This window comes from Pseudomonas sp. JY-Q, from assembly GCF_001655295.1.
GTDB lineage: Bacteria > Pseudomonadota > Gammaproteobacteria > Pseudomonadales > Pseudomonadaceae > Aquipseudomonas > Aquipseudomonas alloputida.
This window is the reverse complement of the sequence record NZ_CP011525.1, coordinates 4,582,637-4,602,373: the sequence shown is the minus strand read 5'-3', so window position 1 is coordinate 4,602,373 and position 19,737 is coordinate 4,582,637. Positions and strand designations below refer to the sequence as shown.

Sequence of the window (19,737 nt, the reverse complement as noted above, 5' to 3'; positions counted from 1 at the left end):
TTTCACGAAAAATTGATGACGTGCTTTCTAGAGTTCGCCCAACTTTCCCACAGTGCCATCTGGCCTGGGGGTGATAATCACTCTTGATTGCGAACGCTGATGCTCAACTTCAAATCCCTGCGGACTGAATGGGTCACGCTGCTGGCCAGTCTTTACCTGCTGATCGGCTTCAACATGTTCCTCTGGGAGCACCTGCAAGCGGCGGTTCCTGCTGGCCTGTCAGGGTTGTGGCTGAGTCTGGCGTTTGCTGTGCTGATGCTCTTCGCCTTCAATCTCATACTCACGTTATTTGCTTTCCGGTATGTATTGAAGCCGGTACTTATCGTGTTGTTCATGAGTGGCGCGGGCGTGGCTTACTTCATGAACCAGTACGGCGTACTTATTGACGCCGCCATGTTCCGCAATATGGCCGAGACCAATGTTGCGGAAGTGCGCGACTTGATGTCGTTCAAGTTTGCCGCGTATATCCTGCTGCTGGGTGTGCTGCCATCGGTGCTGCTGTGGAAGGCGCAAATCGCCTACCGCCCGTGGCACCGCGAGCTGCTGGGCAAGTTGCTGGTCAGTGGTGCCTGTGTGGTGACCATTGGCTCGGTAGCGTTGGTCAATTATCAAGGGCTGTCGTCGCTGTTTCGCAATCACCATGAATTGCGCCTGATGCTCACCCCCAGCAATATCGTCGGGGCCTCCATTGGTTATGTCAGCGAGCGTGTCGGTACGGCTTCGCGCCCGTTCCAGCATTATGGCGAAGATGCCAAGCGTGATGCGGCCTGGCAAAAACATGAGCGCAAGTCGCTGACCGTGCTGGTGGTCGGGGAAAGTGCCCGGGCAGACCATTTCGGCGTGCTGGGCTATGACCGCGATACCACGCCCAATCTTGCCAAGGAGCAGGGCCTGCTGGCGTTTTCCGACGTGCACTCGTGTGGTACGGAAACGGCGGTTTCGGTGCCTTGCATGTTCTCGGGCATGAAGCGCAGGGATTACGATGCCCGCGTAGCGAAGAACCGCGAAGGGCTGTTGGACATCCTCCAGCGTGCCGGCCTGGCCGTGCAGTGGCGTGACAACCAGTCGGGCTGCAAAGGCACCTGCGACCGCGTTCAGTTCATCGACGTCAGCAACCTCAATGATCCGCAGCTGTGCGCCAATGGCGAATGCCATGACCAGATCCTGCTGCAAGGCCTGGACGCGTTGATCGACAACCTCGACAAGGACACCGTGCTGGTGCTGCACCAGATGGGCAGCCACGGCCCCGAATACTTCAAGCGCTACCCCAGTGATGGCGAGCGCTTCACACCGGTGTGCCAGAGCAACGCGTTGAACCAGTGCAGCAAGGAGCAAATCATCAACGGATACGACAACACCCTGGCCTATACCGACAAGGTGCTGGCCTCGCTGATCGATACCCTGCGCAGCAAACAAGACAAGGTCGACACGGCGATGATCTACCTGTCCGACCACGGCGAGTCGCTGGGCGAGTACAACCTGTTCCTGCACGGCACGCCCTACGCCATCGCTCCCGAGCCGCAGAAGCACGTGCCGCTGCTGACCTGGTTCTCCGACAGCTACAAGGAGGACTTCGGCGTCGATACCGACTGCCTGGCACGGCTCAGCGATGCCCCGCTGTCCCAGGACAACCTGTTCCACTCGATGCTTGGCCTGTTGCAGGTGCATACCGAGCTCTACCAACAGTCGCTGGACATGTTCGCCAGTTGCCGGCCCTGGCTGGCGGCCAAGCGCTGAAGCCAGTCGCGTTTCATGCAAGCTTGGGCGATCCCTGTGGGAGCGGGCAAGCCCGGGCCATACACCGTGTTGCCTTCATTCGCGGGTGCGCCCGCTCCCACAGGGTGGACTGCCCCCGAAAAGCGGGACAGTTTCACCCGCAGTGCCCGCGCCGTATATACTGCGCGCCAATGTTAGTGGGAGAGCCTTGTGGCCATCGAAATTCACTGGATCCGTGACGACCAGAGCCTGGCCGAACACTGCCGCGACTGGCACCAGCTGCCCTTCGTCGCCGTCGACACCGAATTCATGCGGGTCGACACCTTCTACCCGAAAGCCGGGCTGATTCAGATCGGCGACGGCCAACGCGCCTTTCTGATCGACCCGCTGCTGATCGGCAACTGGCAACCCTTGGCCGACCTGCTGGAAGACAGCGGTGTGGTCAAGGTGCTGCACGCCTGCAGCGAAGACCTTGAAGTGCTGCTGCGCCTGACCGGCAAGCTGCCTCAGCCGCTGTTCGACACTCAGCTGGCCGCCGGTTACCTGAACCTGGGCTTCTCCATGGGCTATTCGCGGCTGGTGCAGGAAGTGCTGGGCATCGAATTGCCCAAAGGCGAAACCCGCTCCGACTGGCTGCAACGCCCGCTCTCGGAAACCCAGGTCAGCTACGCTGCCGAAGATGCCGTGCACCTGGCCGAGCTGTTCACCGTGCTGCGCCCGCGGCTGAGTGACGACAAGTATGCCTGGGTGCTGGAAGACGGCGCCGAGCTGGTGGCTGCGTTGCGCCGTGAAGTCGAGCCTGAAAGCCTGTACCGCGACGTCAAGCTGGCCTGGAAGCTGGCACCTCAACAACTGGCAGTGCTACGTGAGCTGTGCGCCTGGCGCGAGCGCGAAGCGCGCAACCGCGATGTGCCGCGTAATCGTATCCTCAAGGAGCACTCGCTTTGGCCCATGGCCAAAAGCCAGCCGAACAACCTGTCGGCCCTGGCCAAGATCGACGAGATGCACCCACGCACCATTCGTCAGGACGGCGAGTGCCTCATCCAGCTGATCAAGCGCGCCGCCAGCCTGCCTGCCGAGCAATGGCCGGCGCCCTTGCCCGAGCCGCTGCCGATCGAGGCTGCGGGCCTTCTCAAGCAGCTGCGTGCCATCGGCCAGGCCGAAGGCGAGCGCCTGGGGATTGCGCCCGAGTTGATGCTGCGCAAGAAAGCCCTGGAGGCGCTGCTCAAGAGCGGATACCCCAATGGCCCTTATCAACTGCCCGATTCGCTGCGCGGCTGGCGCCGTGAGCGCATGGGCCAGGCCCTGCTGGACAACCTGGCAGGTGCCGGAGAAACCCGATGAAACGTATTTGCTCGATCTACAAGAGCCCACGCAAGAACGAAATGTACCTGTACGTACTCAAAGCTGACGGCCTGGAGCGCGTGCCTGAAGGCCTGCTGCCGTTCTTCGGCACCCCCGTGCACGCTTTCGACCTGGTGCTCAGCCCTGAGCGCAAGCTGGCCCGCGAGGACATCACCAAGGTGCTGGAGAACCTCGAAAGCCAAGGCTACCACCTGCAGATGCCGCCGCTGGAAGATGAGTACATCGAGCACCTGCCCGAAGAGCTGCTGCGCCGAAACGACCCCGTCTGACCATGCGTGTACTGATCGCTGAGCATGACCATGCTCGATACGCCGAGCTTTTGCGCGCCGCCGCGCCAGAACTGGAAGTGCTGACCAGCGGCGACTCTGCCGAACTGGCCCGCCAGGCACCGCAGTGTCCGGTGTGGCTGGGCCAGCCGGACTTGCTGGCCAGTCTGCTGCGCCAAGGCCACAAGCCTGGCTGGATACAGTCGACATGGGCCGGTATCACGCCGTTGCTGGCCGACGGCCTGCCGCGTGATTACCGCCTGAGCCGCGCAGTAGGCATCTTCGGGCAGGTGATGGCCGAGTACATGCTCACCTATATGCTAGGCCATGAGCGTGAGGTGCTGTCGCGCCTGGTCAGCCAGGTCGAGCGGCGGTGGGATGACCGCCCGGGGCGCAGCCTGGAAGGGCGCAAGGTCCTCATTGTGGGTGTAGGCGACATTGGTCAGCGTGTGGCCGAGTTCCTGCAGCCGTTTGGTGTGGCGCTGTACGGCGTTGCCAGCAGCGCCCGTGAGCAGGCGCCGTTCGTCGAGGTGGCGGCGCTGGCCGACCTGCCGCGCTTGGTTGGCCAGGTCGACTACGTGCTGAACCTGCTGCCGGATACCCCGGCGACTCATGACCTGTATGACGCAGCGCTGTTCAAGTGCTTCCAGCCCTCGGCCTTGTTCATCAATGCCGGACGTGGTGTGGCGGTGGTCGATGCCGACCTGGTCGAGGCGTTGAAGGAGGGCCATCTGGCCGGTGCGGTGATCGATGTGTGCCGCCAGGAGCCGCTGCCCAAGCAACACCCGTTCTGGACCGCCTGGGGCTTGCTGCTGACCGGGCACAGCTCGGCGCCCACCTCGCCGGCGGCGATGGTGCGCTTGTTTGCGGAGAATGTGCGAGCGTATGCGGCGGGGCAGGGGTTGCGTGGCGAAGTCGATTTCGCCCGGGGCTACTGATTGCTGTGGCCCGTACCGGCCTCTTCGCGGGTAAACCCCTCCAGCACAGGGTGGTGATATCCCCGTAGGAGCGGGCTTGCCCGCGAAGAGGCCAGCACGGCCAACACAAACCTTACAGGCTGAAATCGCCTTCAGCAGCCAGCTCGCTCAGCGGCTTGCGCGGGCTTGGCACTTCACGCGCCTGCAGGGCTTCATCCAGGCTGGCCTTGTCGCCCAGCTTGCCGATCGCCACCATGGCATGCAGTGCGTAACCTTCGGGAATCTTCAGTTCCTGACGTGCCAGGTCCTGATCGAAGCCGGCCATGCCATGGGTATGCCAGCCGCTGATGCTGGCCTGCAGGGCCAGGTGCCCCCAGGCAGAGCCCGTGTCGAAGGTGTGCCACAGGGCCGGTTTTTCTTCCGTAGCGCCCGGGGCCGCGAAGGTAGTCTTCGAAATGACCAGCACCAGCGCCGACGCTTGTTGCGCCCAGCTGCGATTGAATGGCACCAGCAGGCTCAGGTAACGCTCCCAGTTCGGCGTGTCGCGGCGGGCATAAAGGAAGCGCCAAGGCTGCGAATTATAGGCCGACGGTGCCCAGCGGGCGGCCTCGAGGAAGCTCAGCAGGGTTTCTTCGCTGATCGGCTCGGCGGTGAAGGCGCGTGGTGACCAGCGGTTGATGAACTGCTCATTGATGGCGTAATCGGCAATGCGGGGGTTGGCGCTCATGGCGGCTCCTGCAAACGGACGGGAAAAGCGCACGCTACTGCGTGCCGTCGCGACTGACAAGCGGTCTGGCTTTGCCGAAGCCCAGGCTCTAGACTGGCGCCGCCGCGCGCCGTGGCCCCCAAGATGAAGGCAGGAACCCTGTGTGATGATCGCTGAAAACGCGCCGTTCTGGCGGCGCAAGACCCTCGAACAACTCAGCCAGCAAGAGTGGGAGTCGCTGTGCGATGGCTGCGGCCTGTGCTGCCTGCAAAAGCTCGAGGACGAAGACGACAACAGCGTCTATTACACGCGCATCGCCTGCAAACTGCTGGACCTGGATACGTGCCAGTGCAGCGACTACCCCAACCGCTTCGCCCACGTGCCAGACTGCATCCAGCTGACCCCGGGCAAGGCCGACCAGTTCAAGTGGCTGCCGAGTACCTGCGGTTACCGTCTGGTCAGTGAGGGCAAGGACTTGCCGGCTTGGCATCACCTGGTCTGTGGCGACCGGCAACAGGTTCATGAACAGCGCATTTCCCAGTCGGGGCGTATGCTCAGTGAACACGATGTGCACGAAGACGACTGGGAAGACCACCTGATCTTTCGCGCCAGCTGACCGGCGCGGCCCGCTGCCTCGGGGAAACAAGGAGTTTCTGTATGCGTTGCCAGCTGTTGTTGCTGTTGGGCCTGATGGCCAGTTCGCCGGCCTGGGCGAAGAAGGTCGACCTCCACTACCAGGTGCGCTTGCTACCTGCCAGCGGCCAGGCCGAGGTCCGCGTGACATTGGCCGAAGGCAGCGCCGTGCGCAGCCTGGACTTCGACTTGGGAAAGGCTGGGGCCTACAGCGGCTTCCAGGCCGATGGGCAATGGCAGCTGAAGGGGCAGCGTGGTATCTGGCAGCCAGCGGCCGGCAAGACCAGCCTCAGCTACCGTGTGCAGCTGGACCAGAAGCTGGCCAGCGGCGCCTATTCATCACGCATCACCCCACACTGGGCACTGTTCCTCGGCGACCAGCTGATACCCCCTGCGCGCCTCGACCAGCAGGATGGTACCGAGCTGGTGGCGCGCCTGGCTTTCGACCTGCCCGAGGGCTGGAAGAGCATCGAAACGTCCTGGCCGCGTATCGGCAAGGGGAAGTTTCGCATCGACAACGTGTCGCGCCTGTTCGATCGCCCGACCGGCTGGATGCTTGCCGGCGACCTGGGCAGCCGCCGCGCTCGCCTGGGCGAGACCGAAGTGACCGTGGCCGCGCCGGTGGGGCAGGGCATGCGGCGCATGGACAGCCTGACCTTGCTCACATTCGTCTGGCCACAACTACAAGCTGTGTTCCCGCGTAACCCGCCCAAGCTGCTGTTGGTCGGGGCGCGTGACGGCATGTGGCGAGGGGCTATGGCTGCGCAGGGCTCGTTGTACTTGAACAGTGCCCGGCCCATGGTCAGCGAAAACGGCAATAGCCCGTTGCTGCGCGAATTGGTGCAACTGTTCGCGCAGATTCACGGGCGTGACGGCAGTGACTGGCTGGTAGAGAGCCTGACCGATTATTACGCCAACGAGTTGCTACGCCGCTCGGGCGGGATGAGTGATGACCGTTACCAGGTCTGGCAGGCGCGTCTGAGCAAGCAGGGCGCCAAGGTCAACCGGCTCAAGGGTGAACGCGCAAGCCCGGCCCAGGTGGCCCGCGGCGTGATGCTGTTGCAGGCGCTGGACAAGGAAATCCGCATTCACACCCAGGCCAAACGTTCGTTGGACGATGTGGTGCGGGGGCTGATGCGCCTGCCCAGCGTCAGTACCGAAGACTTTGTGCAGATCAGCGAGAACGTGCTGGGGCGGCGTTCCGATGTGCTGCAGAGCAAGGTGCTGCACTAGGCATCCCTGCGCCTGACAATCGGCAGGGCGGCATCGTCTGCAAGTCGCATTTCAAGCGTATCAAGTCGTACCTGGAATACACCGCCGAGCAGAAACTCAGCATTGTTCACGGGGCGAAACCGAGGTTGGGGAGCGTGCAGCCAACCACCGTCGGCAGCGTTGATCGCGACAACCCATGGTTTGTCGAGGCAATGTTCGGCCCGGTTTCGGTGCTGTTCTGACGGAGCTCAGCACTCGGTCGCCCTGTGTTGGCAGGTCTGTCCTGCCGCCGCAGTGGCGGCCTTTTTATTTGAACTTGGGCCCCGAGCGGGTATTCAGCCCCTTGGCCAAGCGGTCGTACAGCACCACATTCACCGTTGCTGCCAGGTTCATGCAGCCCTCGGTCGGGATGTAGATAGTCTCTTCACACCATCCCCGCACCTCTTCGCTCAACGAGCCATCCTCTGGCCCGAAGATGTAAATGGCCCGGTCCGGATGGGTGTAATCCGGCAATGGCCGCGCACCCTCCACCAGTTCTACCGCCACTGGCGTGCAGCCCAGCGGGATAATGCGCTGCAGGTCGTCGATGCCGATCAACGGGATGTCGTAGTGCACGCGCTTGGTGTCGGTGACAAAGTCACGTGCGCGTTCATAGCGTTTGCCCGTGTAGAACACCGAATTGACGCCATAGCAGCCCGCGGCGCGCATCACAGAGCCGACGTTTTCTGCCGACTTGGGGTTGAACAGGCCGATGCAGCTGTATCGTTTGTTTGCCACGTACCGGGGCCCTTCGCGAAAAAAGCGCGATTATACGGGCTGCCCGGTAACAGCGGGGGGCGAATCGATGGTCAGTCTTTCTTCAGCATGCCCGCCAGCCCGGCAAACGGGTTGTGCGTAGCCTTGGCAATGCTCGGGGTGCTGGTGGAGCCTTCGCTGAAGTACTGCTGGTCGGTGTAGCGCGAGTGCTCGTTGTCGTGGCAGTACAGGCAAAGCAGCTCCCAGTTGGAGCCGTCCTGAGGATTGTTGTCGTGGTTGTGGTCACGGTGATGCACGGTCAGCTCGCTCAGGCGCTTGCCGGCGAACTCGCGGGCGCAGCGGCCGCATACGTGCGGGTACATTCTCAGGGCCTTGTCGCGGTAGCCCATTTCCTTGTCGCGCTTGGCATCGGCCAGGATGCGGTCGAGGCGCGCGGTGGCGGCGGCAGAAGAGGTGGAGCTCATGGTGTTTCCTTTGTTCTGATCAGGCAAGTGACGGTTATGCCATTGAGTCTAGCGCGCTTGCAGGTCAGGCGGACAGGCGAAAGCGTTGATTTAGGCGTAGCCTGTAGAAAGGTTCCCGACAGGAGGTTGCTGATGTTTCACGCGATCCTCGCCGCGCTGTTGATGGCTGGCCTGCCCTTGGCAGAAGCTGCCAGTACGCCACCCAGGCTCACGCCGCCAGTACCCGGCGCGCCCGGTACGCCGACGCCTACGCCATACCCGCAGATTACCCCGAGTACGCCGCCCAAGGCTTATGACAGCCAGCCGGGGGCGCCCTTGTTGCCGCCGATGCCAGTGCCCGGCCCGCCGAAGGATCAGCCATTGCCCGGGTTGCGACAGGACCCGCCAAAGCCGGTTGTGGAGGATGATTGACGGGGGGAGCTGAGGGCGTCTGGGGCTGCTTTGCAGCCCATCGCGACACAAGGCCGCTCCCGCAGGTTGGACTGGATTCCGCGCTGTGGACTGCACCTCAGAAGATGGACAGATGTCCAACATCTGGGGTGCAGTCCACTGTCCTGTGGGAGCGGCCTTGTGTCGCGAAAGGGGCGCAACGCGCCCCCCGCTCTCTCAAAGGATACCCAGCTCGCCAAACACGAACGCATACTCCAGAGACACATCCTTCAACCCTTGGTACCGCCCGCTCATCCCGCCATGCCCAGCCCCCATCTCGGTCTTGAGCAGCAGCAGGTTGCTGTCGGTCTTGAGTGTGCGCAACTTCGCCACCCATTTGGCTGCCTCCCAATACTGCACGCGGCTGTCGTTGTAGCCCGCCACCACCAGCATCGCCGGGTAGGCCTGCGCTTTCAGGTTCTCGTACGGCGCATAAGCCTTGATCCGTTCATACACCTCCGGCTCCTCAGGGTTGCCCCATTCATCGTACTCGGTCACGGTCAGCGGCAGCTCCGGGTCGAGCATGGTGTTGAGCACGTCGACGAAGGGCACTTCGGCAATGGCGCAGCGGAACAGCTCCGGGCGCAGGTTGAGCACCGCGCCGATCAGCAGGCCGCCAGCGCTGCCACCACTGATGGCCAGGCGATCGGCGGCCGTCACGCCCTGGCTGATCAGGTGCTCGGCGCAGGCGATGAAGTCGCTGAACGTGTTGTGCTTGTACTCCTGCTTGCCGGCACGGTACCAGGCCTCCCCCAGTTCACCACCACCTCGCACATGGGCGATGGCAAAGGCCACGCCGCGCTCCAGCAGGCTCAGGCGCGCATGTGAGAACCAGGGGTCGAGGCTTTCGCCATAGGCACCATAGCCGTACAGGTACAGTGGCACGGTCTTGCCCAGGTCCTGGCGGCGGCGTACCAGGCTGATCGGCACCTGGGTGCCGTCCGCTGCGGTTGCCCACAGGCGCTCACTGACATAGTCATCGGCATCGAATGCACCGAGCACCGGGGTTTGCTTGAGCACCACCTGGGCGCCCGTGGACAACGCCAGCTGGCGCACCTGGGCCGGGCGGTTGAGCGCTTCGTAGCGCAAGCGTATGCGAGTGCTGGCAAATTCCAGGCTGTCCTGCACGTACAGGCTGTAGGCGGCGTCTGGCAGTTCGACGCGGTAGGCCGGCAGGCCCTGTGGGCGTACTTCGATGATCGGCAGGCCGCCTTCGCGCAGGCTCAGGGTGAGGGCGTCGGCGTTCAGGCTGAGGCCTTCGAGCATGACCGCGTCGCGGTGCGCCACCAGCACCTGCCACTGTTCGCGGCTTGGCACTGGTGCGACTGGCGCGTGGTACAGGGCGAAGTTGATGCCATCCTGGTTGGTGCGGATGAACCAGCGCCACTGGCCGTCGAGTTGGCCGTGGTCGGGGAAGTATTCGTGGCCTTCGACGCGCGGCGCCAGGCAGGTGAACGGCGCCTGCGGGGTTTCGGCGTCCAGCACCCAGGCCTCGCTGGTGGTCTTGCTGTTCAGCAGCAGCACCAGCTGACGCTCGGAACTGGTGCGGTAGCAGTGCAGGAAGAAACGCCCGTCTGGCTCTTCGAACACGGTGTGCGCAGCGTCGGTGCCCAAGGTGTGGCGACGCAGGCGCCATGGGCGGTGGGTGTCGTCCAGCTCAGCGAAGAATAGCGTCTGGCTGTCGTTGGCCCAGGTCAGGCTACCGTCGCAGTCGTCGAAGGGCAGGGCAGTGACACGGCCACTGGCCAGGTCTTTGACGTACAGGGTATAGATTTCGTCGCCGCTGGTGTCGAGGCTATAGGCCAGCAGGCGGTGGTCGGGGCTGATGTTGAACGCGCCGAGGGAGAGGAAACCGCCGTTGGCCAGGACGTTGGGGTCGAGCAGCAGTTGCTCCTGGCTTTCATCGACGGTGTTCGAGTCGTCGGTCGGGCGTGGGCAGCGGTAGTGACGCGGGTATTCGTCGCCGGCGGTGGTGCGGGTGTAGTACAGGTAGGGGCCCCAGGGCGCCGGCAACGAGAGGTCGGTCTCCAGGATGCGGCCTTTGATCTCTTCGAACAGTTGCTCACGCAACGGTGCCTGGTCGGCCAGGCAGGCTTCCTGGTAGGCGTTTTCAGCGTGCAGGTAAGCGAGTACCTCGGGGGTATCGCGCTGTTGCAACCAGGCATACGGGTCGGTGGCCTGGTCGGCTTGGGCAATCGGGGGTTGGGGCTTGGCTGGCATTGAAGATCTCTTGATTGGGGTTGCCTGTGCCGGCCTCTTCGCGGGTAAACCCGCTCCTACAGGGATCGCACCGAGGCAGGAGCGGGTTTACCCGCGAAGAGGCCGGCACAGGCAAACACTGTCTGCGCCCGGAAAAGTGTTTATCATAGGCATCTCTTTGCCTGGCTTGCACGAACACCATGACCGAGAACGACTACACCTTCGCCTGGGGCTTGTACGCAGTAGCCGCCTTAGGGTGCCTGCTGGTGGGCTTCAAGCTCACCGGCTGGATGTGGCGCTGGCTGCGCGAACCGCTACGGGTGGTGCTGGCGGTGCTGCTGCTGACCCCGACCATCGTCGACCCGGTCAAGGACAGCTTCGCCCCTGCAATCGCCATCACTGCGCTGGATGTCGCTTTCAAGGTCGGCAACAACGCCTGGCGCGCTGTGTCCGACTTCGCCATGTATGGCATGATCGCCTTCGGCCTGTACTTCCTCTTCGTGCTGCTGCGCTGGCCGCTGGAAAAGCGCGCGCACGCACGCCGTGAGCAGGCCGAAGCCGCCGCCAGGCGTCAGCGGGCCGAGGATGACCAGCTCGGCACCCAGGCGCCGCTGGCTGCCGAGCGCAGCGACCGTTACCGTGACGACTTGCCGCCAGCCGCTACGCGTGGCGCAGGCCGGGTCGAGCCTCGTCTGTAAACGGAGACACGCCTATGTGCGAACTGCTGGGCATGAGTGCCAACGTCCCTACCGACATTGTTTTCAGCTTCACCGGCCTGATGCAGCGGGGCGGGCGTACCGGCCCGCACCGTGACGGCTGGGGGATAGGCTTTTACGAAGGCCGCGGCCTGCGCCTGTTCCAGGACCCGGCCGCGAGCAGCGAGTCGGAAGTGGCCAACCTCGTGCAGCGCTACCCGATCAAAAGCGAAGTGGTGATCGGTCATATCCGTCAGGCCAACGTCGGCAGGGTTTGCCTGTCCAACACCCACCCGTTCGTACGGGAAATGTGGGGCCGCAACTGGTGCTTCGCGCACAACGGCCAGCTGGGTGACTTCAAGGGCCTGGCCAGTTTTTACCGGCCAGTGGGCGACACCGACAGCGAAGCGGCCTTCTGCGACCTGCTCAACCGCATCCGCAGCGCTTTCCCCGAACCGGTGCCGGTGGAGCAGCTGCTGCCAGTGTTGGTCGAAGCCTGTGCCGGCTACCGTGGTCAGGGCGTGTTCAACTGCATGCTCAGCGACGGCGACTGGTTGTTCTGCTTTTGCTCGACCAAGCTGGTGCACATTACCCGCCGTGCGCCATTTGGTGCCGCACGGTTGAAGGATGTCGACCTGATCGTCGATTTTCATACCGAAACCACCCCCAACGACGTGGTCACGGTGATTGCCACCGAGGCCCTGACCGAGAACGAGACCTGGCACCGCTACGCGCCGGGTCAGTGGGCCCTGTGGCGGCACGGCGAGTGCGTGGCGCACGGCCAGAGCTAAGGACGCTGCATGTTCAGAAGTTACCTGCGATTGCTGTTGTTCACCTTCGGCCTGCTGGCCGGTATCCAGGTCCCGGGGCTGGTCAAGGACTACAGCCAGCGGGTCGAGGCGCACCTGTTCGAATCGCGCGAGGCACTCGATGGGTTCCGGCAAACGGCCGAGCGCTTTTTCAAGGGCGACTTGCAGGCGCTGCTGCAGCACTACCGCAGCAGCGACGACCCGGTGTTCAACAGTGATGCCAACAGCATCGAAAGCCTGATGATCCGCAACGAACTGCTGGAAAACGAATGGCAGGTGCTGCAAGGGTCATGGGCTGAGCGTACCTGGCATGTGCTGGTACAGGCCGACCCGCAGTTGCGTGAAGAAACCCTCAATGGCTACAGCTACCAGATTCTGCTGGTGCCCGAGGCGATTGGCTGGGGTGTGGGTGCCGGTTTTGTGCTGGCCTTTGTGGTCGAAAGCCTGTTGCTGGGGATTGGCTGGCTGATCCTGGGCGGGCGGCGCAGGGTGGTGAAAGAGAGCTGGCGCTAAGTTCTGCTGTACCTGTACCGGCCCTTTCGCGGGCGAGCCCGCGAAAGGGCCGGTACAGGCAGAGACTGTTGTTCAGACTAGTACGATCCGCTGCCCCCCCACATCCCGCGCATACCGCTCCAACACCTGCCGGCAAACCCCAACCACCTCATCGACCAACGCCACCCCGGTCTGCCACGCCACCACCAGCTCAAGGCTCGGCGGCGGCTGCAACCCTTCCAGCAGCACCAGCTCGCCCCGGCCCAACTCGGCATCCACCAGCGCCGGCGGTAGCGCGCCAATGCCAAAACCGTCGCGCAACAGCCGGGTAATCGCCGCCACCGAGTTTACACAATTCAACCGCGGCGCCTCTGCCCCCGCAGCCTGCAGCAAGCTCAGCACCTCCTGGTGTGGCCGTGAATTCTTCGAGAAGGTGATGATGCGCTCGCGCCCAAGTTCGGCCAGCGACGCATAGTCCCGGTGCTGGTGGGCGCCTGCGGCCACCACCCAGCCCATTGGGTAGCGCGCCAGGTCGAGGCTGCGGATCGATTGCTCGCGCAGCAAGTCGGTCTGCAAAATCACGTCAAGAAAGCCCTTCTGCAGCTGCTCGCGCAAGTTCAGCGCGGTGTCGGCCACCAGTTCGATTTCCACCTGCGGGTAGCGCTCGGTCAGCTCCGCCACCAGCGCGCTCATCCAGGTGTGGATCACCGTGTCCATTACCCCGATGCGAATGCGCCCGACCTTGGCCCGGTCGCTGTCCAGCGACTGCTTCATGGCCTTGGCGGTTTCCAGCATGCGTTCGGCGTATTCCAGCACCTTGCCGCCCTCCGGGGTCAGGCTGACGCCGCGGGAGTCACGCAGCAACAGCTTCACGCCCAGGTCAGCCTCCAGTGCGGCAATACGGCTGGATACCGAAGCCTGGGTGGTGAACAGCTTTTCTGCCGTCAGGCGGAAGCTCTTGAGCCGGGCGACCCAGACGAAGGTTTCGAGGAAGCGAAGGTTCATGATCAGTTTTTCTTGTTCCAGACCGGCGGTTTTTTTCGTTGGACGCAGGCGAGGCGGCCTCTGAACAATGGCGCCCAGGCCGCGACGCTTCATGTCGCCCATAAAACAATACCAACAAGCCGAGGCATCCATGAACCCCACCGGCGTGCAGCAGCAGGTCAGTACCCTCCCTTCGTCCGGGCCTTTCGCCTGGTACCGTGACATCGACAAACAGCAACGACGTACCTTCTGGAGCTGCAAGATTGGCTATGGCCTGGACGGCATGGACACACAGATGCTCAGTTTCGTCATCCCTACGCTGATCATGCTGTGGGGTATCACCACCACCGAAGCCGGGTTGATCCACACCAGCACGCTGATCGCCTCGGCTGTAGGAGGCTGGGTGGCCGGTATCCTCTCCGACCGCATCGGCCGGGTGCGTACCCTGCAACTGACGGTGTTGTGGTTCGCCTTCTTCACCTTCCTGTGCGGCTTCGCTCAGAACTACGAGCAATTGCTGATTGCCCGAACCCTGATGGGCTTTGGCTTCGGTGGCGAGTGGACCGCCGGCGCGGTGTTGATCGGCGAAGTGATCCGCGCCCAGGACCGCGGCAAGGCGGTGGGCATGGTGCAGTCCGGTTGGGCAATTGGCTGGGGCCTCACGGCCATCCTTTATGCGCTGCTGTTCTCCTGGCTGCCGGCAGAGCAGGCCTGGCGTGCGTTGTTCCTGCTGGGGCTGGTACCGGCAATCTTCGTGATCTTCGTTCGCCGCCTGGTCAAGGACCCTGAGGTCTATCGTAAGGCCAAGGCAGTGGAAAACGCCGAGGCACCCTCGCGCTTCTACGAAATCTTCGCGCCGGGCATGCTCTGGACCACCGTGCGGGCATCCCTGCTGACCACCGGCGCGCTCGGCGGTTACTACGCCATCACCTCGTGGCTGCCAACCTTCCTGAAGAACGAACGCGGCCTGAGTGTGCTGGGCACGGGGGGCTATCTGGCCATGGTGATCGTCGGCTCGTACATGGGCTATGTGGTCAGTGCTTATCTGTCCGACCTGTTGGGGCGCAAGAAGAACTTCATCCTGTTCGCCGTGGGCTCCTTCGTCATTGTGCTGTTATACACGCAGATGCCGGTCAGCGATGGCGTGATGCTGTGGCTGGGCCTCCCGTTGGGCTTCTTCGCCTCGGGTATCTTCAGCGGCATGGGGGCGTTTCTGACCGAACTGTTCCCCACGCGCATTCGGGGTTCGGGGCAGGGCTTCTGTTACAACATCGGCAAGGTCATTGCCGCGCTGTTTCCGTTGATGATCGGCATGCTCGGCCAGAATGTTCCGCTGGGCCTGGGTATCGGCGTGTTTTCTGCGGTGTCCTACGGCATTGTGATCGTGGCGGCCTTGAGCTTGCCTGAAACCCGCGGCAAACAGCTGCAGGCGCGGTAAGGTAGGCCTATGCACAACGACAAGGGAGACCGCGTGGTGGAACGCCTGCTACTCAATTGCGACATGGGTGAGAGTTTCGGCAGCTGGCGCATGGGCCAGGACGCCGAGGTCATGCCTTACATCGATTGCGCCAATATCGCCTGCGGCTACCACGCTGGCGACCCCGGTATCATGCGTCGCACGGTGACGTTGGCGCTGGAGCACGGGGTGACTATCGGCGCTCATCCGGCCTACCCGGACCTGGTCGGCTTTGGCCGCCGTTCCATGGCCTGCAGCCCGGAAGAAATCCGCGACCTGCTGCATTACCAGATCGGTGCGCTGGATGGCATCTGCAAAGTGCTGGGTGGTCGTGTGGCCTATGTGAAGCCCCATGGCGCGCTGTACAACGACATGATGGCCGACCCGCTCAAGCTGCGTACCGTGCTGGAGGCCGTAGCGAACTATGACAGCAACCTGCCATTGATGCTGATGGCCACCGCCGACAACCGTGCCGCCCAGGCACTGGGCGATGAAATCGGCGTGCCGCTGTGGTTCGAGGCGTTCGCAGACCGCGCCTACACCGCCAGCGGCCATCTGCTGTCGCGGCGCCTGCCGGGCGCGGTGCATCACGACCCGGCGCGGGTGGTGGAGCAGGCGGTGCGTCTGGCCCGAGGCGAAGCGCTGTTGGCTGACGATGGCAGTGCCTTGCAGCTTGCCGCCCGCACCCTCTGCGTGCATGGCGACAACGACAGTTCGGTGGCGGCGGTGCGGCAGATTCGCCAGGCCCTCGATGGGCTGGAGGTGTGATGAAGCCGCGAATTGAAGTGGTCGCCATCGACAGCCTGATGGTCCGCCTGTTCGACCGTATCGATGAGGCCAACATGCCATGGATGCTCGCCGCCAGCCGGCGCTTGAGCGCGGCGTTCGGCGAGCACCTGCTGGACCTGGTGCCGTCCTACACCACGCTGATGGTGCAGTCTGCCCTGCCGCCAGGCGAGGCCAGGGCGCGAATCGCTCAGGCGCTGGACGGCTTGCAGCCTGACACCGGCAGTGGCGGCCGCCGACACGAGATCCCGGTGTGGTACGACGCCAGTGTCGGCCCCGAGCTGCCTGTGCTGGCGGCCCGCAGCGGCTTGAGTGAAGCGGAGATTGTTCGGTTGCACGGCGAACGTGATTACCCGGTGTTTGCCCTGGGCTTCGCGCCTGGTTTCGGCTTTATGGGCCTGGTCGACGAGCGCCTGGCCAGCCCTCGTCTGAGTACCCCGCGCAAGCGCGTGGCGGCGGGCAGCGTGGGTATTGCCGAGCGCCAGACGGCGGCCTACCCGGCAGTATCGCCGGGTGGCTGGAACCTGATCGGGCGCACCCCGGTGCGGTTGTTCGACCGTGAGCGTGAGGGTTACAGCCTTTTGCAACCCGGTGACCGGGTGCGCTTCGTGCCGGTTTCGCGCAGCGAATTCCTGGCCATGGGTGGTGATGTGGAGGCGCAGGGATGAAGCAGTTGATGATTGAGGCCAGTACGCCGTTGTGCCAGTTACAGGATGCCGGGCGCTTCGGCGTGCGCCACCTTGGCGTGACCCAGGGCGGGGCGCTGGACTGGGTGGCGATGCACTGGGCCAACTGGCTGCTGGGCAACCCGTTGGGGGCGCCGGTGGTCGAGGTGGCGCTGGGTGGTTTTTGCGTGGTGGCCGAACAGGATTGCGTGCTGGCCCTGGCCGGTGCCGACCTGGATGCGTGTGTCGATGATCAGCCGCTGGCGCCATGGCGCAGCTTTGCCCTGGCCAAGGGGCAGCGCTTGACCCTGAAGCAGCCCAAAGTGGGTGTGCGGGCGTATCTGGCGGCACCGGGTGGGTTCCTGGGTGAGGAGGTGCTGGGCAGTTGTGCCACCGTGGTACGTGAAGCACTGGGTGGCATCGATGGCCAGGGGGCTGCGCTGGCTAGAAACCAGGCATTGGCTTTTACCGGTAGCAGTGCACCCCTGCGCGAAGTGCCGCACGCGTTGTGCCCACAGTTCGCCCCAAAGCCGGTGCTCGACCTGGTGATGGGCGCGCAGATCGGTGAATTCAGCGGTACCAGCCTGTTCGAGGCATTCAACCGGGAGTGGACGCTGGACAGCCGGGCCGACCGCATGGGCATCCGGTTGTTGGGGCCGCAGCTGGTGTACCAAGGGGCGCCGATGATCTCCGAAGGGATCCCGCTGGGAGCGGTACAGGTGCCGCCGGACGGGCAGCCGATCGTGTTGCTCAATGACCGGCAGACCATTGGTGGGTACCCGCGGCTGGGCGCGCTGACGCCGCTGGCGCTGGCGCAACTGGCGCAGTGCATGCCGGGGGCGGTGGTGCGGTTCAGGGCGGTGGTGCAGGACGAGGCCTGGCGGGAGCAGCAGGATTACCTGAACCGTTGGCGGTAGAGCGGGCGGCCTCTTCGCGGGTGAACCCGCTCCTACACACGTCCTGTGCATGCCTTGACGGTGATGTTGGAGCAGGCAACCTCACTTGGACAGGTAGCGCATCCCGTCCTCCAACCCTTGCAGGGTCAGCGGATACATCTTGTCCTCGATCAGGTCGCGCACCAGATGGGTCGACGCGGTGTACTCCCAGGCCTGCTTGGGGTACGGGTTGATCCAGATGACCTTCCTGAATTTTTCCATGAAGCGCTGGATCCACACATACCCGGCTTCTTCGTTCCAGTGCTCTACGCTGCCACCCGGCTGGGTGATCTCGTAGGGCGCCATGGCCGCGTCACCGACGAACACCACCTTGTAGTCATCGCCGTACTTGTGCAGCAGGTCGAAGGTGGAAAAACGTTCGGACGTGCGGCGCAGGTTGTTCTTCCACACCGACTCATAAACGCAATTGTGGAAGTAGTAATACTCCAAGTGCTTGAACTCGGTCTTGCAGGCCGAGAACAGCTCTTCGCAGACTTTGACGTGGGCATCCATCGAACCGCCAATGTCGAGCAGCAACAGCAGCTTCACGGTGTTGCGCCGCTCGGGGCGCATCTGGATGTTCAGCAACCCGGCATCACGGGCGGTGTGGTCGATGGTGCCGTCGATGTCCAGCTCTTCGGCGGCGCCTTCGCGGGCGAACTTGCGCAGCCGGCGCAGGGCCAGCTTGATGTTGCGGGTGCCAAGCTCGACCTGGTCGTCGAGGTTCTTGTACTCGCGTTGGTCCCAGACTTTTACTGCTTTGCCCTGGCGCTTGCCGGCGTCACCGACGCGGATGCCCTCGGGGTTGAAGCCACCCGAGCCGAATGGGCTGGTGCCGCCGGTACCAATCCACTTGTTGCCGCCAGCGTGGCGTTCCTTCTGCTCTTCGAGGCGCTGCTTGAAGGCCTCGATAAGCTTGTCCAGGCCGCCGAGCGACTGGATCTGCGCGCGTTCTTCATCGGTCAGCGAGCGCTCGAATTCCTTGCGCAGCCAGTCTTCGGGGATCAGTGCCTCAATGTGCCGGTCAAGGTTTTCCAGGCCCTTGAAGTAGGCTGCGAAGGCACGGTCGAACTTGTCGAAGTGGCGTTCGTCCTTCACCAGGATGGCGCGGGCGAGGTAGTAGAACGCGTCCATGTCGGCGAACACCACGCGCTTTTGCAAGGCCTGGTGCAGGTCGAGCAGTTCACGCACCGAAACCGGCACCTTGGCCGCACGCATCTCATTGAACAGATTGAGCAGCATGGCCCTGCTCCTGTCAGCGGTTGCCGCGCCGGCTCATGAAGGCCAGGCGCTCGAGCAGTTGTACATCCTGCTCGTTTTTTACCAGCGCACCGGCCAGCGGCGGGATGGCCTTGGTCGGGTCGCGTTCACGCAACACCGCTTCACCGATGTTGTCGGCCATCAGCAGCTTGAGCCAGTCGACCAGCTCGGAGGTGGACGGCTTTTTCTTCAGGCCCGGCACCTTGCGCACGTCGAAGAACACATCCAGCGCCTCGCTGACCAGCGACTGGCTGATGTTCGGGTAGTGCACGTCGACAATCTGCTGCAGGGTCGTGCGGTCGGGGAAGGCGATGTAGTGGAAGAAGCAGCGGCGCAGGAAGGCATCCGGCAGCTCTTTTTCGTTGTTCGAGGTAATGATGATGATCGGACGCTGTTTGGCCTTGATGGTCTCGTCGATTTCGTAAACGTAGAACTCCATCTTGTCGAGTTCTTGCAGCAGGTCGTTGGGGAATTCGATATCGGCCTTGTCGATTTCGTCGATCAGCAGGATGACCCGCTCGTCGGCCTCGAAGGCCTCCCAGAGCTTGCCCTTTTTCAGGTAGTTGCGCACATCGTGCACCTTGTCCACGCCTAGCTGCGAATCGCGCAGGCGGCTGACCGCGTCGTACTCGTAGAGCCCCTGGTGGGCCTTGGTGGTGGACTTGATGTGCCAGGTGATCAGGCGCGCCCCGAACGAGGCCGCCAACTGCTCGGCGAGCATGGTTTTGCCGGTGCCCGGTTCGCCCTTGACCAACAGCGGGCGTTCGAGGGTAATGGCCGCGTTTACCGCCAGTTTCAGGTCGTCTGTGGCGACGTAGTCGCGGGTGCCTTCGAACTTCATGGGGGGGTGTCCTCTGTTTAGGGCTGTGCGGGCCTTTTCGCGGTACAGGGTTGTAGGTGCGGGTTTACCCGCGAAGCGGCCCGAACAGGCAGCACATAATCCGGATTTGTTTCCGACTATAACGCGGGGCCAGGCGGCTGCAAACGCAGAC

At 63.3% G+C, this 19,737-nt stretch carries 22 protein-coding genes; 15 read left to right on the top strand and 7 right to left on the bottom strand.

Annotated features, from left to right (window positions below):
- Nucleotides 1–99 precede the first annotated feature (99 nt).
- The 4 genes from AA098_RS20765 (at nucleotide 100) to AA098_RS20750 (ending at nucleotide 4,285) form a co-directional block, all read left to right on the top strand.
- Nucleotides 100–1,737 carry a phosphoethanolamine transferase gene (locus AA098_RS20765; RefSeq protein WP_060539146.1) on the top strand — a complete coding sequence of 546 codons (1,638 nt, stop codon included), beginning with the start codon at nucleotides 100–102 and terminating at the stop codon, nucleotides 1,735–1,737.
- Nucleotides 1,738–1,926: 189 nt separating this feature from the next.
- Nucleotides 1,927–3,060 carry a ribonuclease D gene (gene rnd, locus AA098_RS20760; protein WP_003254685.1) on the top strand — a complete coding sequence of 378 codons (1,134 nt, stop codon included), beginning with the start codon at nucleotides 1,927–1,929 and terminating at the stop codon, nucleotides 3,058–3,060.
- On the top strand, nucleotides 3,057–3,350 hold the full coding sequence (locus AA098_RS20755; RefSeq protein ID WP_003254683.1) for a YcgL domain-containing protein: 294 nt from the start codon (nucleotides 3,057–3,059) through the stop codon (nucleotides 3,348–3,350). The genes rnd and AA098_RS20755 overlap by 4 nt, the downstream gene beginning before the upstream one ends.
- A gap of 2 nt (nucleotides 3,351–3,352) precedes the next feature.
- Complete coding sequence (locus AA098_RS20750) at nucleotides 3,353–4,285, top strand: D-2-hydroxyacid dehydrogenase (RefSeq protein ID WP_003254682.1); 933 nt, start codon at nucleotides 3,353–3,355, stop codon at nucleotides 4,283–4,285.
- A 112-nt stretch (nucleotides 4,286–4,397) separates the two neighbouring features.
- Here AA098_RS20750 and AA098_RS20745 read toward each other — a convergent pair whose 3' ends face one another.
- Nucleotides 4,398–4,991 (bottom strand): nitroreductase family protein, encoded by a 594-nt coding sequence (locus AA098_RS20745; RefSeq protein ID WP_003254681.1) that lies wholly within the window; start codon nucleotides 4,989–4,991, stop codon nucleotides 4,398–4,400.
- Nucleotides 4,992–5,136: 145 nt separating this feature from the next.
- On the opposite strand from AA098_RS20745, the gene AA098_RS20740 reads away from it, so the two are divergent.
- The 3 genes from AA098_RS20740 to AA098_RS29305 are packed head-to-tail and all read left to right on the top strand — an operon-like array spanning nucleotide 5,137 to nucleotide 7,057.
- Nucleotides 5,137–5,586, top strand: a complete 450-nt coding sequence (locus tag AA098_RS20740; protein ID WP_004575890.1) for a YcgN family cysteine cluster protein — start codon at nucleotides 5,137–5,139, stop codon at nucleotides 5,584–5,586.
- Between the two features lie 41 nt (nucleotides 5,587–5,627).
- On the top strand, nucleotides 5,628–6,836 hold the full coding sequence (locus AA098_RS20735) for a hypothetical protein (protein WP_003254679.1): 1,209 nt from the start codon (nucleotides 5,628–5,630) through the stop codon (nucleotides 6,834–6,836).
- 2 nt (nucleotides 6,837–6,838) lie between these two features.
- Entirely contained in the window at nucleotides 6,839–7,057 is a 219-nt protein-coding gene (locus tag AA098_RS29305) for an aldehyde dehydrogenase family protein (protein ID WP_127644235.1), read from the top strand.
- Between the two features lie 64 nt (nucleotides 7,058–7,121).
- Here AA098_RS29305 and AA098_RS20730 read toward each other — a convergent pair whose 3' ends face one another.
- Together AA098_RS20730 and AA098_RS20725 are read right to left on the bottom strand one after the other, a co-directional pair.
- Nucleotides 7,122–7,592 (bottom strand): RNA methyltransferase, encoded by a 471-nt coding sequence (locus AA098_RS20730; protein WP_003254677.1) that lies wholly within the window; start codon nucleotides 7,590–7,592, stop codon nucleotides 7,122–7,124.
- Between the two features lie 71 nt (nucleotides 7,593–7,663).
- Nucleotides 7,664–8,035, bottom strand: a complete 372-nt coding sequence (locus AA098_RS20725; protein WP_003254676.1) for a YajD family HNH nuclease — start codon at nucleotides 8,033–8,035, stop codon at nucleotides 7,664–7,666.
- A 132-nt stretch (nucleotides 8,036–8,167) separates the two neighbouring features.
- Between AA098_RS20725 and AA098_RS20720 the strand changes: the two genes are divergently transcribed.
- Nucleotides 8,168–8,446: a hypothetical protein gene (locus tag AA098_RS20720; RefSeq protein WP_003254675.1), complete on the top strand. Its 279-nt coding sequence runs from the start codon at nucleotides 8,168–8,170 to the stop codon at nucleotides 8,444–8,446.
- A gap of 195 nt (nucleotides 8,447–8,641) precedes the next feature.
- Here the strand turns inward: AA098_RS20720 and AA098_RS20715 are convergent, their stop codons facing one another.
- Nucleotides 8,642–10,684, bottom strand: coding sequence for a S9 family peptidase (locus AA098_RS20715; protein WP_064614962.1), 2,043 nt, complete (start codon nucleotides 10,682–10,684; stop codon nucleotides 8,642–8,644).
- Nucleotides 10,685–10,863: 179 nt separating this feature from the next.
- Between AA098_RS20715 and AA098_RS20710 the strand changes: the two genes are divergently transcribed.
- The 3 genes from AA098_RS20710 to AA098_RS20700 are packed head-to-tail and all read left to right on the top strand — an operon-like array spanning nucleotide 10,864 to nucleotide 12,680.
- Nucleotides 10,864–11,361: a hypothetical protein gene (locus AA098_RS20710; protein WP_003254673.1), complete on the top strand. Its 498-nt coding sequence runs from the start codon at nucleotides 10,864–10,866 to the stop codon at nucleotides 11,359–11,361.
- A gap of 14 nt (nucleotides 11,362–11,375) precedes the next feature.
- A complete protein-coding gene (locus AA098_RS20705) occupies nucleotides 11,376–12,149 on the top strand; it encodes a class II glutamine amidotransferase (protein ID WP_003254671.1) in 774 nt (257 codons plus the stop codon).
- A gap of 9 nt (nucleotides 12,150–12,158) precedes the next feature.
- On the top strand, nucleotides 12,159–12,680 hold the full coding sequence (locus tag AA098_RS20700) for a DUF2937 family protein (RefSeq protein WP_003254669.1): 522 nt from the start codon (nucleotides 12,159–12,161) through the stop codon (nucleotides 12,678–12,680).
- Nucleotides 12,681–12,752: 72 nt separating this feature from the next.
- Here AA098_RS20700 and AA098_RS20695 read toward each other — a convergent pair whose 3' ends face one another.
- Nucleotides 12,753–13,664, bottom strand: coding sequence for a LysR family transcriptional regulator (locus AA098_RS20695; protein ID WP_003254668.1), 912 nt, complete (start codon nucleotides 13,662–13,664; stop codon nucleotides 12,753–12,755).
- 130 nt (nucleotides 13,665–13,794) lie between these two features.
- Between AA098_RS20695 and AA098_RS20690 the strand changes: the two genes are divergently transcribed.
- Genes AA098_RS20690 through AA098_RS20675 form a run of 4 tightly spaced genes read left to right on the top strand, consistent with a single transcriptional unit; the run spans nucleotide 13,795 to nucleotide 17,467 of the window.
- Nucleotides 13,795–15,081 carry an MFS transporter gene (locus AA098_RS20690; protein ID WP_010955247.1) on the top strand — a complete coding sequence of 429 codons (1,287 nt, stop codon included), beginning with the start codon at nucleotides 13,795–13,797 and terminating at the stop codon, nucleotides 15,079–15,081.
- Nucleotides 15,082–15,090: 9 nt separating this feature from the next.
- The gene (locus AA098_RS20685) at nucleotides 15,091–15,867 is read left to right on the top strand and encodes a 5-oxoprolinase subunit PxpA (protein ID WP_064614961.1); all 777 of its coding nucleotides are present in this window, start codon (nucleotides 15,091–15,093) and stop codon (nucleotides 15,865–15,867) included.
- On the top strand, nucleotides 15,867–16,553 hold the full coding sequence (gene pxpB / locus AA098_RS20680; RefSeq protein WP_003254664.1) for a 5-oxoprolinase subunit PxpB: 687 nt from the start codon (nucleotides 15,867–15,869) through the stop codon (nucleotides 16,551–16,553). The genes AA098_RS20685 and pxpB overlap by 1 nt, the downstream gene beginning before the upstream one ends.
- Nucleotides 16,550–17,467, top strand: coding sequence for a biotin-dependent carboxyltransferase family protein (locus AA098_RS20675; protein ID WP_054888688.1), 918 nt, complete (start codon nucleotides 16,550–16,552; stop codon nucleotides 17,465–17,467). The genes pxpB and AA098_RS20675 overlap by 4 nt, the downstream gene beginning before the upstream one ends.
- Before the next feature lie 81 nt (nucleotides 17,468–17,548).
- Here AA098_RS20675 and AA098_RS20670 read toward each other — a convergent pair whose 3' ends face one another.
- On the bottom strand, nucleotides 17,549–18,727 hold the full coding sequence (locus AA098_RS20670; protein ID WP_012051509.1) for a VWA domain-containing protein: 1,179 nt from the start codon (nucleotides 18,725–18,727) through the stop codon (nucleotides 17,549–17,551).
- Nucleotides 18,728–18,740: 13 nt separating this feature from the next.
- Complete coding sequence (locus AA098_RS20665) at nucleotides 18,741–19,586, bottom strand: MoxR family ATPase (protein WP_003254658.1); 846 nt, start codon at nucleotides 19,584–19,586, stop codon at nucleotides 18,741–18,743.
- Nucleotides 19,587–19,737 lie beyond the last annotated feature (151 nt).